This window comes from Streptomyces nogalater (assembly GCF_039532885.1).
GTDB lineage: Bacteria > Actinomycetota > Actinomycetes > Streptomycetales > Streptomycetaceae > Streptomyces > Streptomyces nogalater.
In genome coordinates this window covers 4,353-21,565 of record NZ_BAAASM010000024.1, presented here as the reverse complement: position 1 = coordinate 21,565, position 17,213 = coordinate 4,353, and the positions used below count along the sequence as shown (strand labels likewise).

Sequence of the window (17,213 nt, the reverse complement as noted above, 5' to 3'; positions counted from 1 at the left end):
GCGCGACAAGCCACGACGTGGCCGCGGTCGGACGAGGAGGCAAGCCACCCCGGTCGGCGCCGCCAAGCCACCGCACCCTTTGTCAGCCGGTCTCCGTAGACTGGGCCCCGTGAGCGACCACCCCGGCACCAGCGACACCCCCGACCCCCTCGACAGCTTCGACGAGATCATCGAAGCCGAGACCACCCGCGACCCCGACCTCGCGGTGATCGAGGCCGGCAGCCGCACCCTGCGCACCCAGGGCGGCCCGCCGCAGGCCGACGTACCCGCGCGCCCGGAGGACCCCGAGGTCGACAAGGCGCTGCGCGAGGTCGAGGCCGAGCTGGCCACCCGCTGGGGCGAGACCAAGCTGGAGCCCTCGGTCAGCAGGATCTCCGCGCTGATGGACGTCCTCGGCGAGCCCCAGCGCTCGTACCCCTCGATCCACATCACGGGCACGAACGGCAAGACCTCCACCGCCCGCATGATCGAGGCCCTGCTCGGCGCCTTCGAGCTGCGCACCGGGCGGTACACCAGCCCGCACGTGCAGTCGATCACGGAGCGGATCAGCCTGGACGGCGCCCCGATCTCCGCCGAGCGGTTCGTGGAGACGTACCAGGACATCAAGCCGTACGTCGAGATGGTGGACGGACAGCAGGAGTACCGGCTCTCCTTCTTCGAGGTCCTCACCGGCATGGCGTACGCCGCCTTCGCCGACGCGCCTGTGGACGTCGCCGTCGTCGAGGTCGGCATGGGCGGCTCCTGGGACGCCACCAACGTGATCGACGGTGACGTCGCCGTGGTGACCCCCATCGGTCTCGACCACACCGACCGGCTCGGCGAAACCACCGCGGAGATCGCCGGCGAGAAGAGCGGCATCATCAAGCAGGACGCGACCGTCATCCTGGCCCAGCAGCCGGTGGACGCGGCGCAGGTGCTGCTGAAGAAGGCCGTCGAGGTGGACGCCACGGTCGCCCGCGAGGGGCTGGAGTTCGGCGTCGTCGCCCGGCAGGTCGCCGTCGGCGGGCAGCTGCTGACCCTGCGCGGCCTCGGCGGCGAGTACCCGGAGGTGTACCTCCCGCTGCACGGCGCCCACCAGGCGCACAACGCGGCCGTCGCGCTCGCCGCGGTGGAGGCGTTCTTCGGCGTCGGCGCGCAGCGCGCGGAGCGGCTGGACGTCGACACCGTCCGCAAGGCGTTCGCGGCCGTCTCCTCCCCGGGCCGTCTGGAGGTCGTCCGGCGCTCCCCGACGGTGGTGCTGGACGCGGCGCACAACCCGGCGGGCGCCGAGGCCACCGCGGAGGCGGTGCGGGAGGCGTTCGACTTCAGCCGGCTGATCGGGGTCGTGGGCGCGAGCGGCGACAAGAACGTGCGGGGGCTGCTGGAGGCCTTCGAGCCGATCTTCGCCGAGGTCGTCGTCACCCAGAACTCCAGCCAGCGTGCCATGGACGCGGACGAACTGGCCGCGATCGCCGTCGAGGTGTTCGGCGACGAGCGGGTGCAGGTCGAGCCGCGGCTGCCGGACGCCCTGGAGGCCGCGATCACGCTGGCCGAGGAGGAGGGCGAGTTCGCGGGCGGCGGTGTGCTGGTCACCGGTTCCGTGATCACGGTCGGCGAGGCCCGGCTGCTGCTGGGGAAGGGCTGAGAGAGAAGATGCGTACGCTCTGTGCGTCGACCCTGATCGGCGAGTTCTTCATCATCGGCTTCGCCGGGCTGGTCGCCATGAAGGATCCCGACCTGGCCACGTCGACGGTGTGGCTGGTCAGCGGGATCGCCATGCTGCTGTGCGTGCTGCTGTGCGGCATGGTGACCCGCCCGGGCGGGGTGGCCCTCGGCTGGGCCCTGCAGATCGCCCTGATCGCCTCGGGTGTCTTCGTGCCGACCATGTTCTTCATGGGCGCGGTCTTCGCGGCGCTGTGGTGGGCGTCGGTGCATTTCGGGAGAAAGGTGGACGAGGCGAAGGCCCGCTTCGCGGCGCGGTCGCAGTCGTCCTCCTCCCCGGCTGACGCTGTGTGACGGACGTCCCGGCACGCCCTGTAACCTCGTGCCACCGCACCCGTAAGTCGTGTAAGGAGCCCCTCGTGAGCCAGCGCACCCTTGTCCTCCTCAAGCCCGACGCCGTCCGCCGTGGGCTGACCGGTGAGATCATCGGCCGTATCGAGCGCAAGGCCGGCTGGCAGATCACCGCGCTGGAGCTGCGCACCCTGGACCGCGCCACGCTGGAGCAGCACTACGCCGAGCACGTGGGCAAGCCGTTCTACGAGCCGCTGGTGGAGTTCATGTCCTCCGGGCCGGTCGTCGCGCTGATCGTGGAGGGCGAGCGGGTGATCGAGGGCGTGCGTCAGCTGGCCGGCCCGACCGACCCGATCGCCGCCGCGCCCGGCTCGATCCGCGGTGACTTCGGCGTGATCGTGCGCGAGAACCTGATCCACGCCTCGGACTCGGAGGAGTCCGCCGAGCGCGAGCTGAAGATCTTCTTCCCCTCTCGCGCGTAAGGACGGCGGCGGCAGCGCGGAAGGTCCGGGCGCGGTCCCGGACCTTTCTCGCACCCCGCGTCCACGGTCCGCCGCACGCGCCGCGCATTTGAGGGAACGCGCGCCCCCGAACGCCCGTCTCCACAAGCGAGGCGGCACGCCATCTGGTGACAATGGCGGAGACCCTCGCGCAGTGTTCGTGGAGGCGCGTTTACGATGGAAGCCTTCACGTCACAGCACCCGCCTCGCCGACCTGACTTGCCTTCAAACGCACAGGGAGGCCAGATGAATCCGGATGGGGAACTCAATGTCGTTCATCGGCCGTGACATGGCTGTCGACCTCGGGACCGCCAACACGCTGGTGTACGTCAGGGGTCGCGGGATCGTACTGAACGAGCCGTCCGTCGTGGCGATCAACACCAACACGGGCGGGATCCTGGCGGTCGGTTCCGAAGCCAAGAAGATGATCGGCCGGACGCCGGGCAACATCGTGGCCGTGCGTCCGCTGAAGGACGGCGTGATCGCCGACTTCGAGATCACCGAACGGATGCTCCGCTACTTCATCCTGAAGATCCACAAGCGGCGGTATCTGGCCCGGCCGCGGGTCGTGGTCTGCGTTCCCTCGGGCATCACGGGAGTCGAGCGCCGTGCGGTCATCGAGGCGTCCTCGCAGGCCGGCGCCCGCCAGGTGCACATCATCGAGGAGCCCATGGCCGCCGCCATCGGCTCCGGTCTGCCGGTGCACGAGGCCACGGGCAACATGGTGGTGGACATCGGCGGCGGCACCACGGAGGTCGCGGTCATCTCGCTCGGCGGCATCGTCACCGCCCAGTCCATCCGCGTCGCCGGGGACGAGCTGGACAACGCGATCATCCAGTACATCAAGAAGGAGTACAGCCTGCTGCTGGGCGAGCGCACCGCCGAGCAGATCAAGATCACGATCGGTTCGGCGTACGACCTGGACACCGACGAGCACACCGAAGTCCGCGGCCGGGACCTGGTGTCCGGGCTGCCGAAGACGGTCGTCATCTCGGCGGCCGAGGTCCGCAAGGCGATCGAGGAGCCGGTCAACGCGATCGTGGACGCGGTGAAGACCACCCTCGACAAGTGCCCGCCGGAGCTGTCCGGCGACATCATGGACCGGGGAATCGTTCTGACCGGCGGCGGAGCGCTGCTGCGCGGACTGGACGAGCGGCTGCGGCGGGAGACCGGCATGCCGATCCACATCGCCGAGGACCCGCTGGACAGCGTCGCGCTCGGCTCCGGGAAGTGCGTCGAGGAGTTCGAGGCGCTCCAGCAGGTTCTGGACGCTCAGCCGCGCCGATGACGTCACTCCTCCATTCCGCCGTACGAGACGTTCTCCTCTCGTGCGGCGGATCGTTGATATAGAGGCATACGCTCCCCCTATTGGGCCTGTTCGGTTTGCGCCGCACCTTCGGCGTTTTTCCGGAGGGCCCGCCGAATTCCTACTTGAGGAAGGGCACGGCCGCCGCACGTGAGGGACACGAAAGAGAGCCGGTTGCTCCTGGTCCTGCTGGTCGCCATCGCGTTCGCGCTGATCACGGTGGACATCCGCGGAGGACGGAACTCCCCGGTCGACGGTGCCCGGCACGCCGCCGCGGCGGTGTTCGGCCCGGTCGAGGACGGGTTGTCGGGGGTGGTCGACCCGGTCGGCGACGCCGTCTCCGCGGTCCGCGACTCGGGCAGCCGGCACGACCGGCTCGCCGTGCTGGAGAAGGAGAACGCGGCCCTCAAGGCCAGGCTCGGCAGCGACGACCGCAACCGCAGCCGTCTCCGGCAGTTCGACAAGCTGATGAAGATCGCCGGTGAGGGGCAGTACGCCATCAAGGGCGCCCAGGTCATCGCCATAGGGTCGGCGCAGGGCTTCTCCTGGACCATCACCATCGACGCGGGCGCCGACGACGGCATCAAGCGGGACATGACCGTCCTCAACGGGGACGGCCTCGTCGGCCGGGTCACCACCGTCGGCCCCGGCACCTCCACCGTGCTGCTCGCCAACGACCCGGACTTCACCGTCGGCACCCGCATAGAGGGCAATGACGAACTCGGCTTCGCCTCCGGCCAGGGGGACCGCCCGCTGCGCGTGGAACTGCTCAACGGCAAGGCGGAGGTGAAGAAGGGCGACCGGCTCGTCACCTTCGGCTCCGAGGCCGACAGGCCGTTCGTGCCCGGCGTCCCGGTCGGCGTGGTCTCCCGCGTCGACCCCTCCGGCGGCGGTCTCACCCGCACCCTGTACGTCACGCCGTACGTCGGGTTCACCAAGCTCGACATCGTCGGCGTGGTCGTGCAGGGCCCCAAGAAGGACCCGCGGGACACCGTGCTCCCGGCCAAGCCGAAGCCGGTGCCGACGGTGACCGTCACGGTCACCCCGTCGGCCGGCGCCCCCGTCCCGGACACCGACGGCAGCACCGACACCGACACCGCCAGCGACGAGCAGCAGTAGGAGCCGAATCCCATGCGTGTGAACCGGATCCTGCTCTCCAGCGCGCTGGTCGTGGTGGCCCTGGTGATCCAGGTCAGCGTCCTGGCCCGGCTGCACCTGCCGGGCGCGGTGCCCGACCTGCTGCTGCTCACCGTCCTCGGCCTGGCGATGGTGTACGGCCATGTGGGCGGCGCCCTCGTCGGGTTCGGCGCCGGCCTGCTCGCCGACCTGGCCCCGCCCGCCGACCACGCGGCCGGCCGCTACGCGCTCGTGCTGTGCGTCACCGGCTACTTCGCCGGACTGATCCGGCCGGAGAACGGCCGGCTGAAGTCGGCGACCGGGCCGATGGCCGTCGTGGTCGCCGCCGCCGTCGGCTCCACCCTGCTCTACGCCGGGGTCGGCGCCCTGGTCGGTGACACCGCCGCCCGCCATGTCGGCCTGCCCGGGCTGCTGTTCTCGGCGGCCCTGTACGACCTGCTGCTGGCCCCGTTCGTGGTGCCCGGGCTGATGTGGCTGGCCCGCCGCGCCGACAACGACCCGCTCACCGAGACCGGCCCCGCCGCCAACGCCGGTGACATCTCCTCCGGCTGGCTGTCCTCCGGCACCGGCCTGCGCGTCGGCGACCGGCGCGGAGGCCTCGGCGCCCTGAAGGCGAAGGCCCGCACCCGTTCCGCCCGGGTCGGCCGCATCAAGGGGGTCAAGCGGCTGTGAGCGGCGACGGGTTGGCACCCGGCAGGTTCACTCGAACGGGTCGGCTTTCCTGGAACGTGAGTTCAGGGGCCGGTCGTTCGTCCTGCGTACGGGCACAGCGGGTTCGCACCCGGGCGCCTCGTACGCCCATGGCACGCACCGACGTCCGCGCGCGGACGTCCGCGCACTGAGAGGGGGAGACAGCCGCAGTGACCAACATTCCCGAGACCGGTCGGACCCCGCGGGTCCAGATCCGGCTCGTCGTGATCCAGATCCTCGTCCTCTCCCTCCTCGGCACGCTGGGCGGCCGGCTGTGGTACCTCCAGATCCGCGAGGGCGCGGAGTACCAGAAGGAGGCGTCCGGCAACCACGTCCAACGGGTGGTGCAGCCCGCCGTGCGCGGGGACATCCTGGACGCCCGCGGTGTGCCCCTCGCGGACAACGAGACGCGGCTGGTGGTCTCCGCCTCGCGCACCGAGCTGACCAAGCAGAAGGACGGCGGCAAGGCCGTCCTCACCAAGCTGGCCGGCGTCCTCGGCATGAGCCCCACGGAGGTCACGCAGAAGGTCCGGCTGTGCGACGCCGAGACCCCCCGGCCCTGCTGGAACGGCTCGCCGTACCAGCCGATCCCGATCACCGACGAGGCCACCCCCAAGCAGGCCCTGCAGATCCGCGAGCGCTCCGAGGACTTCCCCGGCATCACCGCCGAGCCCGAGGCCGTGCGCCGCTACCCGGGCCCCGGCAAGTCCAACACCGCGCAGGTGCTCGGCTATCTCTCGCCCGTCACCGACGAGGAGATCCAGAAGGCCAAGGACACCGACTCGCCGTATCTGCGCTCCGACATGGTCGGCCGCTCCGGCCTGGAGCGGACGTACGACAAGGTGCTGCGCGGCAAGGCCGGCGTCACCCGCTACGAGGTCGACAACCTCGGCCGGGTCATCGGCAAGGCCGAGTCGGAGGCCGCGGAGCCCGGTGCGAACCTGGTCACCAGCATCGACTCCCGCGTCCAGCGCGTCGCGGAGTACGAGCTGGACAAGGCGATGAAGGTCGCCCGCCAGCAGTACGACAAGATCACCGGTACCAACTACAAGGCCGACTCCGGTGCCGTGGTCGTGATGGAGGCCAAGACCGGCCGGATCGTCGCGATGGCCTCCGCGCCGACCTACGACCCGAACGTGTGGGTCGGCGGCATCTCCGCCAAGGACTACAAGGCCCTCACGGGGAAGGACTCCGAATACCCCCTGCTGAACCGGGCCATACAGGGTCAGGCCGCGCCCGGCTCGACGTTCAAGGTGATCTCCACGGCCGCCGCCGTCGAGGCCGGCTACCCCTTCGACGGGCGCTACCCGTGCACCAGTTCCTACTCGGTGGGCAACCAGGTCTTCAAGAACTTCGAGGGCGAGAGCTTCGGCCCCATCTCCCTGGGCCGCGCCCTGGAGGTCTCCTGCGACACCGTCTTCTACTACCTGGCCGACAAGGAGTGGAAGAAGGACGGCGGCAGCAACCCCAAGGGCCGCCCGAAGGACTACTTCTACAAGGCCGCCCACCAGTTCGGCCTCGGCAAGGAGACCGGCATCGACCTGCCCAACGAGGTCACCGGCCGCGTCCCCGACCGCCGCTGGAAGCAGGCGTACTGGGAGGCCAACAAGGACGCCTGGTGCAAGACCGGCAAGAAGGACGGCTCCTACGTCGAGAAGATCGCCTACGAGAACTGCCTCGAAGGCAACAAGATGCGCGAGGGCGACTCGATCAACTACTCCATCGGCCAGGGCGACACGCTCGTCACGCCGATCCAGGAGGCCGTGATCTACGGCGCCGTCGCCAACGGCGGCACGATGTACCAGCCGACCATCGGCAAGGCGATCATCAGTCCCGACGGCAAGACCGTGCGGGAGATCAAGCCGAAGAAGCGCGGGAGGCTCCCGGTCAGCCAGGCCACCCTCAAGGGCATGGACGACGCCTTCGCGGGCGTCATCACCCGCGGTACGGCGGCCTGGAAGTTCGGCGGCTGGCCCCACGACGAGATCCCGCTGCACGGCAAGACCGGTACGGCGGAGGTCTACGGCAAGCAGACCACGTCCTGGCTGGCCACCTACTCCGAGGACTACACGGTGATCATGACGATCGCCCAGGCCGGTACGGGTTCCGGCGCCTCCGGTGAGGCCGTGCGCAACATCTACAGCGCGCTCTACGGCGTCCAGGGCGACGGCTCCGTCGACAGCAAGAGGGCGCTGCTGCCCGAGCCGCAGAAGGGCCTGCCCAAGGTCCGCACGGACGGCACCATCGCCGCCCCGAAGATCACCGGCGACCCGGCGAAGGACACCGAGAACGCCCAGAAGGACAACCCGACCAACGGCGACGACCAGCAGCTTGCGGGCACCACGCCGTCGCCCACGACCGGCAACCGCGACACCCGCAGACGCCGCGGACACCGGGCCCGGGGAAGCCGGAGGATGCCCTCATGACCGGCACGAACAGCTTCTCCGTCTCCCGGTACGGCCCCGAGCGGCCCGGCTGGACCAGGCTCTTCGCCCGCGACTCGCTCACCCGCCGGCTGGACTGGCCGATCCTGTTCGCGGCCACCGCGCTGTCCCTGCTGGGCTCGCTGCTGGTGTACTCGGCGACCCGCAACCGCACCGAGCTGAACCAGGGCGACCCGTACTTCTTCCTGCTGCGGCACCTGATGAACCTCGGCATCGGGATCGCCCTGATGATCGCCACGGTCTGGCTCGGCCACCGCGCCCTGCGCAACGCCGTGCCGATCCTCTACGGCCTGTCGGTGCTCCTCGCTCTGGTCGTCCTCACCCCCCTCGGGGCGACGATCAACGGCCAGCGCAACTGGCTCGTCATCGGCGGTTTCTCGCTCCAGCCGGCCGAGTTCCTCAAGGTCTCGATCATCCTGGGCATGGCCATGCTGCTGGCGGCCCGGGTGGACGCGGGCGACAAGCCGTACCCCGACCACCGGACGGTGTTCCAGGCGCTGTGCCTGGCCGCCGTACCCATCATGATCCTGCTGCTCATGCCCGACCTCGGGTCGGTGCTGGCCATGGTGGCGATCATCCTCGGCGTGCTGCTCGCCTCCGGTTCCTCCAACCGCTGGGTGTTCGGCCTGCTCGCCGCGGGCGTGATCGGCTGTGTGGCGATCTGGCAGCTGCACATTCTGGACGAGTACCAGATCAACCGGTTCGCGGCCTTCGCCAACCCCGACCTGGACCCCGCGGGCGTCGGCTACAATACCAACCAGGCCCGCATCGCCATCGGTTCCGGCGGGCTGACCGGTGCCGGGCTCTTCCACGGCTCGCAGACCACCGGCCAGTTCGTGCCCGAGCAGCAGACGGACTTCGTGTTCACGGTCGCGGGGGAGGAGCTGGGCTTCGTCGGCGCCGGTTTCATCATCTTCCTGCTCGGTCTGCTGCTGTGGCGCGCCTGCCGGATAGCACGCGACTCGACCGAGCTGTACGGGACGATCGTGGCCGCCGGGATCGTCGCCTGGTTCGCCTTCCAGTCCTTCGAGAACATCGGCATGACCCTCGGCATCATGCCGGTCACCGGTCTGCCCCTGCCGTTCGTGTCGTACGGCGGCTCGTCGATGTTCGCCGTGTGGGTGGCCATCGGGCTGCTCCAGTCGATCAAGGTGCAGCGGCCGATGTCGGCGTAGCGCTCCCGGTGGTGGCGGCGCCCCCTGCCGTGACGGCGCCGCCACCACTAGATTCGGTGCATGGCGGACACGAAACGCGAGATCGAGCGCAAGTACGAAGCCGACGGGGGCGGGCTGCCCGACCTGACCGGTGTGGGCCCGGTGGCCGCCGTCCTCGACCGGGGCGTGGTCGAGCTGGACGCCACCTACTACGACACCGCCGACGAACGCCTGTCCACGGCCTCGCTCACCCTGCGCCGGCGCACCGGGGGCTCGGACGCCGGCTGGCATCTGAAGTTCCCCGTCGCCCCCGGGGTCCGCGACGAGATCCGGGCTCCGCTCGGCGACACCGTGCCCGAGGAGATCGCCGCCCTGGTCCGCTCCCGGGTCCGGGACCGGGAGCTGGTGCCGCTGGTCCGGCTGCGCTCGGCCCGGGACGTGCGGCACCTGGTCGACGCGAGCGGCACCCTGCTGGCCGAGGCGAGTCTCGACACCGTGACCGCCGAGCGGCCGACCGGCCGGGGCGGGACCGTCCGGTGGACCGAGATCGAGGTGGAACTGGCCGACGGCGGCGACCCGGCCCTCCTCGACCGGCTGGACGAGCGGCTGCGCGCGGCGGGGCTGCGGCCCTCCGCCTCCCCGTCCAAACTGGCCCGCGCCCTGGCCGAGACCGCGCCGGACCGCCCCGGGAAGCCGGCCGGGCCCGCCGCGCCCGTGACCGCCGGGGACCACGTCCTCGCCTATCTGCGCGCCCAGCGGGACGCGCTGGTCGCGCTCGACCCCGCCGTGCGCCGCGGCATCCCCGACTCGGTGCACCGGATGCGGGTCGCCACCCGCCGCGCCCGCAGCACCCTGCGCACCTTCACGGGCGTCCTCGACCGCGCCGTCACCGGCCCCGTCGGCGCCGAGCTGAAGTGGCTCGCGGGCGAGCTGGGCGTCGACCGCGACCAGGAAGTGCTGGCCGACCGGCTCACCAGCGCCCTCGACGCGCTTCCGCCCGCCCTGGTCACCGGCCCCGTCCCGCAGCGGCTCACTGCCTGGGCCGAGGCCCGCCGCGGCGCCCGCGCCCATCTGACCGGCGTCCTGGACTCCCGCCGTTATCTGGCCCTGCTCGACGCCCTGGACGCCCTGCTCGCCGAGCCCCCGCTGCGCGCGGCGGCCGGGCGCGCACCGAAGAAGGCGCTCACCAAGGCCGTACGCAAGGACGAGCGCAAGCTGACGGCCCTGATGGAGCACGCGCTCGCCCTGCCGCCGGGACAGGAGCGCGACGGCGCCCTGCACGAGGCCCGCAAGAAGGCCAAGCGCACCCGGTACGCGGCCGAGGCCGCCACCGAGGCCCTGGGCGCTCCCGCCCGCGCCCTCACCAAGGCCATGAAGAGCCTGACCACCCTGCTCGGTGACCACCAGGACGGCGTCATGGCCCGCCGTACCCTGCGCGAGCTGGCCGCGGTGGCCCACGCGGCCGGGGAGAGCGCGTTCACCTACGGGCTGCTGTTCGGCCGGGAGGAGGCCCGCGCGGCCCGGCTGGAGGCGGAGCTGGCCGAGCGGTGGAGGAGGATCGGCGGCAGGCTGTCCGGCTGAGCGTGCGGGGCGGCCCGCCGGGCGGGTTACGCTTGATGGTCACCCCTGTCAGCTCATGAAGGTTCGCGAGATGCCTGTCGAGTCGGTTTTCCCGCAGCTCGAAGCTCTGCTCCCGCACGTGCAGAAGCCGATCCAGTACGTCGGCGGAGAGCTCAACTCCACGGTCAAGCCGTGGGACGAGTGCGATGTCCGCTGGGCGCTCATGTACCCGGACGCGTACGAGGTGGGTCTGCCCAACCAGGGCGTCATGATCCTCTACGAGGTCCTCAACGAGCAGGAGGGCGTTCTCGCCGAGCGCACCTACAGCGTCTGGCCGGACCTGGAGGCGCTGATGCGTGAGCACGGCGTCCCGCAGTTCACGGTGGACGGCCACCGCCCGGTGAAGGCCTTCGACGTGCTCGGCCTCAGCTTCTCCACGGAGCTGGGCTACACGAACATGCTCACCGCGCTGGACCTGGCGGGCATCCCGCTGGAGTCCCGGGACCGCACCGAGGACGACCCGATCGTCCTGGCCGGCGGTCACGCGGCCTTCAACCCGGAGCCGATCGCCGACTTCATCGACGCGGCCGTGATCGGCGACGGCGAGCAGGCCGTCCTCGACATGACCCGGATCATCCGCGAGTGGAAGGCCGAGGGCCGCCCCGGCGGCCGCGAGGAGGTGCTCTTCCGCCTCGCGAGGACGGGCGGGGTGTACGTCCCGGCGTTCTACGACGTGGAGTACCTGCCGGACGGCCGCATCGCCCGCGTGGTGCCCAACCGCTCCGGCGTGCCGTGGCGGGTGTCCAAGCACACGGTCATGGACCTGGACGAGTGGCCGTACCCCAAGCAGCCCCTGGTGCCGCTCGCCGAGACCGTCCACGAGCGGATGTCCGTGGAGATCTTCCGCGGCTGCACCCGCGGCTGCCGCTTCTGCCAGGCAGGCATGATCACCCGGCCGGTGCGCGAACGGTCCATCACGGGCATCGGCGAGATGGTCGACAAGGGGCTGAAGGCGACCGGCTTCGAGGAGGTGGGCCTGCTGTCCCTGTCCTCCGCCGACCACAGCGAGATCGGCGACGTCGCCAAGGGCCTCGCGGACCGGTACGAGGACGACAAGATCGGCCTCTCCCTGCCCTCCACCCGCGTGGACGCCTTCAACATCGACCTGGCCAACGAGCTGACCCGCAACGGCCGCCGGTCCGGTCTGACCTTCGCCCCCGAGGGCGGCTCGGAACGCATCCGCAAGGTCATCAACAAGATGGTCTCGGAAGAGGACCTGATCCGTACGGTCGCGACGGCGTACGGCAACGGCTGGCGCCAGGTGAAGCTGTACTTCATGTGCGGCCTGCCGACGGAGACCGACGAGGACGTCCTCCAGATCGCCGACATGGCCACCCGCGTGATCCAGAAGGGCCGCGAGGTCTCCGGCTCCAACGACATCCGCTGCACGGTCTCCATCGGCGGCTTCGTGCCCAAGCCCCACACCCCCTTCCAGTGGGCGCCGCAGCTGTCGGCCGAGGAGACGGACGCGCGCCTGGCGAAGCTGCGCGACAAGATCCGCGGCGACAAGAAGTACGGCCGCTCGATCGGCTTCCGCTACCACGACGGCAAGCCCGGCATCGTGGAGGGCCTGCTCTCCCGCGGTGACCGCCGCATCGGCGCGGTGATCCGCGCGGTGTACGACGACGGCGGCCGGTTCGACGGCTGGCGCGAGCACTTCTCCTACGACCGCTGGATGGCGTGCGCGGACAAGGCCCTCGCCCCCTTCGGCGTGGACGTCGACTGGTACACCACCCGGGAGCGCACCTACGAGGAGGTCCTGCCCTGGGACCACCTCGACTCCGGCCTGGACAAGGACTGGCTCTGGGAGGACTGGCAGGACGCGCTGGACGAGACCGAGGTCGAGGACTGCCGCTGGACGCCGTGCTTCGACTGCGGTGTCTGCCCCCAGATGGACACCCACATCCAGATCGGCCCCACGGGCAAGAAGCTGCTGCCGCTGACGGTGAAGAACGCCGGTCCGGCGCCGGCGGCGAGCGGTCACACGCACTGAGTCCGTCCGCTCCCCGCGTCCCTACGGCCGCTGAGCCCCCTCGCCCGGTCGCGAGGGGGCTCAGCGGCGTCCGGTGGCGTACCGGTGTGCCCGTAGCGTGTGTGTTCGCGGCGAGTTGTCTTGTTCACGCGGTGGGCCGCTGTTAGTTCTTGGGCACCCGACGCCAGGGAGCACGCCGTGTACCGAGAGCCTTCCCTCCCCGTTCCTCCGCGTTCACGTGTCCGGGTCGTCGCCTGCGCCGTCGTGGCCCTCGCGCTGGTGACGCTCACCGCCGCGACGACCGCCCCCGACGACGGCACCCGGACCGCCGCCGACCCGGCAGCCGTGGTCCGGGAGTGGAACGCCGTCGCCACCGGCACCATCACGGCGAGCCTCGGCCCGCGTCCCTCCGGGCAGGCCGCGATCTGGCAGGGGTTCGTCTCCGTCGCCGTGTACAACGCCGTGGTGGGGATCGAAGGCGGCTACGCCCTGTACAAGTGGCGCGAGCGCGGTCCGGCCAGGGCCTCCTCCGCGGCGGCCGCGGCCACCGCGGCCCACGACGTACTGCTCACCTACTTCCCCGCCTTCAAGGAGCGGCTGGACACCGCCTACGCGGACTCGCTCGCCGCTGTGCCGGCCGGCCAGGCCAGAGACCTGGGCGTGCGCTACGGGAAGCGCGCCGCCGCCCGCGTCGTCGAACTCCGGGAAGGGGACGGCAGGTTCGCGGACGTTGCGTTCACCGCTTCCCCGGCACCGGGCGTCTGGCGGCCCACCCCGCCCGCCTTCCAGCCCTTCATCGACACCTGGCTCGGCAGGCTCCGCCCCCTCCTGCTCACCTCCCCGCGGCAGTTCCGTCCCGGTGGACCGCCCGCCCTCGCCTCGGCCGCCTACGCCCGGGATGTCCGGGAGCTGAAGGTCATGGGCGCGAAGACCGGCTCGGGCCGGAACGCGCGGCAGACCGAGACCGCCCTCTTCTTCAGCGGCAACCTGGTCGCGCAGGTCCAGACAGCCGTACGGGACCACGCCGCCCGGCACCGGCTCGGCATCGCCGAGACGGCCCGACTGTTCGCCGCCGTGAACGCGTCGGCGACCGACGCCGTCGTCACCACGTGGGACGCCAAGCTCCACTACGGCTTCTGGCGGCCGATCACCGCCATCCGGCTGGCCGGCACCGACGGCAACCCCGCGACGACGGCCGACCCGGCCTGGGAACCGCTGCTGCCCACCCCGCCGCACCCGGACTACATCGCCGGCCACACGACCGTCACCGCCGCCGTGACACGCGCCCTGACCGGCGTGCTCGGCACCTCGCGCATCGACCTCGACGTGCCCTCCGAGGTCACCGGCACCACGCGGCACTACCGGACCGCCGACGAACTGAACCGGGATGTCGTCGACGCCCGGGTGTGGGGCGGTGTCCACTCCCGCACGGCGGACGTGGACGGCTGCCGGGCCGGCACCCGCGTGGCCGCCTGGGCGCTGGACCACTACTTCCAGCCGGTCGCCGGGGACCGCGCCACCGGCTGACGCACAGAGCCGACGGCACGGCACTGTGTCGCGCTGAACATGACAGGGCCGCATCCGATCGGCCGGTCCACGCGTCTTTTCGGACATGGATCTCCAGAAGCCGCCGGAACCGCCCCACCGGCCCGAAGGGTGCCTCGTCGTCGCCGTCCGCCTGCCCGTGCGGATCGTCGTCCTGGTGCTGGTCGTGCCGGTGCGGATGATGTGGGACGCCCTCGTCGTCGCCGGACGGCTTCTGCGGGACACGGTGTTCAAACCACTCGGACGGGCCCTTCTGTGGACCGGCAGGGCCCTGTTCGTCTGGCCGTTCCTGGCCCTGTGGCGGTACCTCCTGGTCCCCGTCGGCAGGGCACTCGCCTGGCTCGGCCGGATCCTCGTCGTCGTACCGGCCGTGTGGTGCCACCGGTACCTCCTCACCCCCGTCGGGCACGCCCTCGCCTGGCTGGCGCGCGCGGCCGGAGCCGGGCTCGCGTGGGTGTACGCGCGCGTGCTGGTCCCCGTCGGACACGCGCTGGCCTGGCTGCTGAAGGGCGCCGGCGCGATCCTGGCCGCCCTCGGACTCGGCGTGTACACGGCGCTCGCCTGGCTGGTGCGGTACCTGGTCGTCGTCCCCGCGCGATGGCTCTACACCTGGGTCCTCGCCCCCGTCGGCCGGGCTGTCGCCTGGTGCGCGCGCGGGCTCGCCCGGCTGCTGGGCCTCCTCGTCACCGGGATCGGCCTGGCCCTGTACTGGACCGCCCGGGTACTGCTCGTCCTGCCCGCGCTCGCGCTGTGGCGCTGGGTGCTCGCACCCGTCGGCCGGTTCCTGGCGCTCGTCGCCCGCGAGATACGGGACGCCCTCGGGCACGCCTGGCGGATCGCGGGGCGGATCTCCCGGGCCGTCGGGCGCGCCCTCGGCACCCTCTTCCGGTGGATCTTCGTGGAACCGGTGCGCTGGGTGTACCGGACCGTCCTTGCGCCCGTCGGGCACGCGGTACGCGCCGCCGTCCTGCGGCCCGCCGCCGCGGGCGTACGCGCGGTGGGACGGGTTACCCGGGAGATGGTGACCACGGCCCGCGACACGGTGCGGCAGGCCCGCGCCGAGGTGCGGCGGATGCTGTTCGGCACACCACGGCAGCCGGCCGCGGTGGACCGGCGGGAACCCGTGGCCCGCGACACACGTACTCTTGGTAGGAGTACGACCGCACTCACGAAGGACTGAACGACACTGGGCAAGCGACAGCCCGAAGGCCCGCCGCCCGCACCCGCGGTGCAGCGCATTCGTCTGCGCTACACCAAGCGCGGCCGCCTGAGGTTCACCAGCCACCGAGACTTCCAGCGCGCCTTCGAGCGGGCGCTGCGTCGCGCCGAGGTGCCCATGGCGTACTCGGCCGGGTTCACGCCGCACCCCAAGGTGTCGTACGCCAATGCCGCACCCACCGGCACGGGCAGTGAGGCGGAGTACCTGGAGATCGCGCTCACCGCACCGCGCGACCCGGAGACCCTGCGCGCCCTCCTCGACGAGTCGCTGCCCGCCGGGCTCGACATCATCGAGGCGGTCGAGGCACGGACCTCCGGCCTCGCCGACCGGCTGACGGCCTCCGTCTGGGAGCTGCGGCTGGACGGCGTGGAGCCGGCCGAGGCCGAGCACGCGGTGCAGGCCTTCACCAAGGCCGACACCGTGGAGGTGCAGCGGATGACGAAGAACGGCGTCCGCACCTTCGACGCCCGCCCGGCGGTGGTGAGCCTGGAAACGCACGGTGCTCCGGCTGATAGGCCGAGCGACCGGCCCTGTGCGATACTGCGGCTGGTTGTTCGGCACGTGACGCCTGCCGTACGACCCGACGACGTCCTGTCCGGTCTCCGCGCCGTGGCCGACCTGGCGCCGCCGGTCCCCGCAGCGGTGACCAGGCTGGCGCAGGGGCTGTTCGATGAAGAGACCGGCACGGTGACCGACCCGCTCGCGCCCGACCGCGAGGCTGCCGGGGCCCTGACGGCCCAGTCGGCCGCCGCGACGGCGCCCACGCCGGAAGGTCCCGCGTAGGGACGGACGTCGTAGCGCCGCCCTCGTACTCGGGAGCCACCTGGGTCGGGCAGCGCACCGACCAGAAGACTTTCGCCAGGCCGTACCGACAAGGCGTACGGAACCGGCGAGACAGGACACAGAGTGCTCCCGTGCGGCGCCCGCGCCCCGGACGGCGGCCATCGCGCATCGCGCGGGCCGCGGACGTCAACGGCGGCGGTCCCCGAGACCGGCGCCGGACCAGGTGCGGCGCCCGGGAGCCTGACGGGAGATACGCCCGCATGCTCGGACCGAACGAACCCGAAGAGGGTTCCGAACTGAACACCCCCAGCGACACCCTGCCGCCGCGCAGGCGCCGCCGTGCCGCCTCCCGCCCGGCGGGCCCGCCCGCCGCGGCGGCCGAGGCGCCCGCCGAGGTGACCGTGCCGGCCATACCGGCCGCGGAGACGGACGAGATCGCCGAGGCGGTCGAGGACGAGACCATCGGTGCCGAAGAAGCGCAGGTGACCGACCAGACCGCGGCGAGCGGCGAGGCCGCGCCCGCGCGTCCGCGCCGCCGGGCCACGCGCCGTGTGTCGGCGCCTGCCGGTGCACCGGTGTCCGCCGAGGCCGCCGAGACCGTCGTCCCGGCCGCTGCCGCCGCCGAGACGGCCCCCGCCGTCGCCGAGGCCGGCGCGGTCGTCGTCGGCGAGGAGGCCGCGCCGCGCCGTACCCGGCGCCGGGCCACGCGCAGCGTGTCCGCGCCGACCGCCGCCACGGCCGCCACCGGGACCAGCGAGACCGCTTCGGCCGCCGAGGAGCCCGCCGAGATCCGCGCAGCCGCGCCGGAAGCGGCGCAGGAGCCGGCCGCCGAGGCCGCGCCCGCGCGTCCG

Annotated in this window: 13 protein-coding genes and 1 pseudogene; all 14 read left to right on the top strand. The window is 71.8% G+C overall.

Features of this window, described 5'->3' with window-relative positions; genetic code table 11:
- The first annotated feature begins 109 nt into the window (after window positions 1–109).
- On the top strand, window positions 110–1,624 hold the full coding sequence (folC, locus tag ABD350_RS17725; protein WP_344349111.1) for a bifunctional tetrahydrofolate synthase/dihydrofolate synthase: 1,515 nt from the start codon (window positions 110–112) through the stop codon (window positions 1,622–1,624).
- An 8-nt stretch (window positions 1,625–1,632) separates the two neighbouring features.
- A complete protein-coding gene (locus ABD350_RS17720; RefSeq protein ID WP_344349110.1) occupies window positions 1,633–1,995 on the top strand; it encodes a DUF4233 domain-containing protein in 363 nt (120 codons plus the stop codon).
- Between the two features lie 65 nt (window positions 1,996–2,060).
- On the top strand, window positions 2,061–2,474 hold the full coding sequence (gene ndk, locus ABD350_RS17715; RefSeq protein WP_344349109.1) for a nucleoside-diphosphate kinase: 414 nt from the start codon (window positions 2,061–2,063) through the stop codon (window positions 2,472–2,474).
- A gap of 286 nt (window positions 2,475–2,760) precedes the next feature.
- On the top strand, window positions 2,761–3,780 hold the full coding sequence (locus tag ABD350_RS17710; RefSeq protein WP_030790429.1) for a rod shape-determining protein: 1,020 nt from the start codon (window positions 2,761–2,763) through the stop codon (window positions 3,778–3,780).
- A 168-nt stretch (window positions 3,781–3,948) separates the two neighbouring features.
- The gene (mreC, locus tag ABD350_RS17705) at window positions 3,949–4,917 is read left to right on the top strand and encodes a rod shape-determining protein MreC (RefSeq protein ID WP_344349107.1); all 969 of its coding nucleotides are present in this window, start codon (window positions 3,949–3,951) and stop codon (window positions 4,915–4,917) included.
- A gap of 12 nt (window positions 4,918–4,929) precedes the next feature.
- On the top strand, window positions 4,930–5,607 hold the full coding sequence (mreD, locus tag ABD350_RS17700) for a rod shape-determining protein MreD (protein WP_344349105.1): 678 nt from the start codon (window positions 4,930–4,932) through the stop codon (window positions 5,605–5,607).
- 188 nt (window positions 5,608–5,795) lie between these two features.
- Entirely contained in the window at window positions 5,796–8,051 is a 2,256-nt protein-coding gene (gene mrdA / locus ABD350_RS17695) for a penicillin-binding protein 2 (RefSeq protein WP_344349104.1), read from the top strand.
- Window positions 8,048–9,244 carry a rod shape-determining protein RodA gene (gene rodA / locus ABD350_RS17690; RefSeq protein ID WP_344349103.1) on the top strand — a complete coding sequence of 399 codons (1,197 nt, stop codon included), beginning with the start codon at window positions 8,048–8,050 and terminating at the stop codon, window positions 9,242–9,244. Before mrdA ends, rodA begins: the two co-directional genes overlap by 4 nt.
- 60 nt (window positions 9,245–9,304) lie before the next feature.
- Window positions 9,305–10,804 (top strand): CYTH and CHAD domain-containing protein, encoded by a 1,500-nt coding sequence (locus ABD350_RS17685; protein ID WP_344349102.1) that lies wholly within the window; start codon window positions 9,305–9,307, stop codon window positions 10,802–10,804.
- A 70-nt stretch (window positions 10,805–10,874) separates the two neighbouring features.
- Window positions 10,875–12,836 carry a TIGR03960 family B12-binding radical SAM protein gene (locus ABD350_RS17680; protein ID WP_344349101.1) on the top strand — a complete coding sequence of 654 codons (1,962 nt, stop codon included), beginning with the start codon at window positions 10,875–10,877 and terminating at the stop codon, window positions 12,834–12,836.
- 177 nt (window positions 12,837–13,013) lie between these two features.
- Entirely contained in the window at window positions 13,014–14,342 is a 1,329-nt protein-coding gene (locus ABD350_RS17675) for a vanadium-dependent haloperoxidase (protein WP_344349100.1), read from the top strand.
- Between the two features lie 85 nt (window positions 14,343–14,427).
- On the top strand, window positions 14,428–15,540 hold the full coding sequence (locus ABD350_RS17670; RefSeq protein WP_344349099.1) for a hypothetical protein: 1,113 nt from the start codon (window positions 14,428–14,430) through the stop codon (window positions 15,538–15,540).
- Window positions 15,541–15,588: 48 nt separating this feature from the next.
- A complete protein-coding gene (locus tag ABD350_RS17665; protein ID WP_344349098.1) occupies window positions 15,589–16,362 on the top strand; it encodes a TIGR03936 family radical SAM-associated protein in 774 nt (257 codons plus the stop codon).
- Between the two features lie 260 nt (window positions 16,363–16,622).
- Window positions 16,623–17,213: pseudogene (locus tag ABD350_RS17660) on the top strand (Rne/Rng family ribonuclease); the annotation flags it as partial.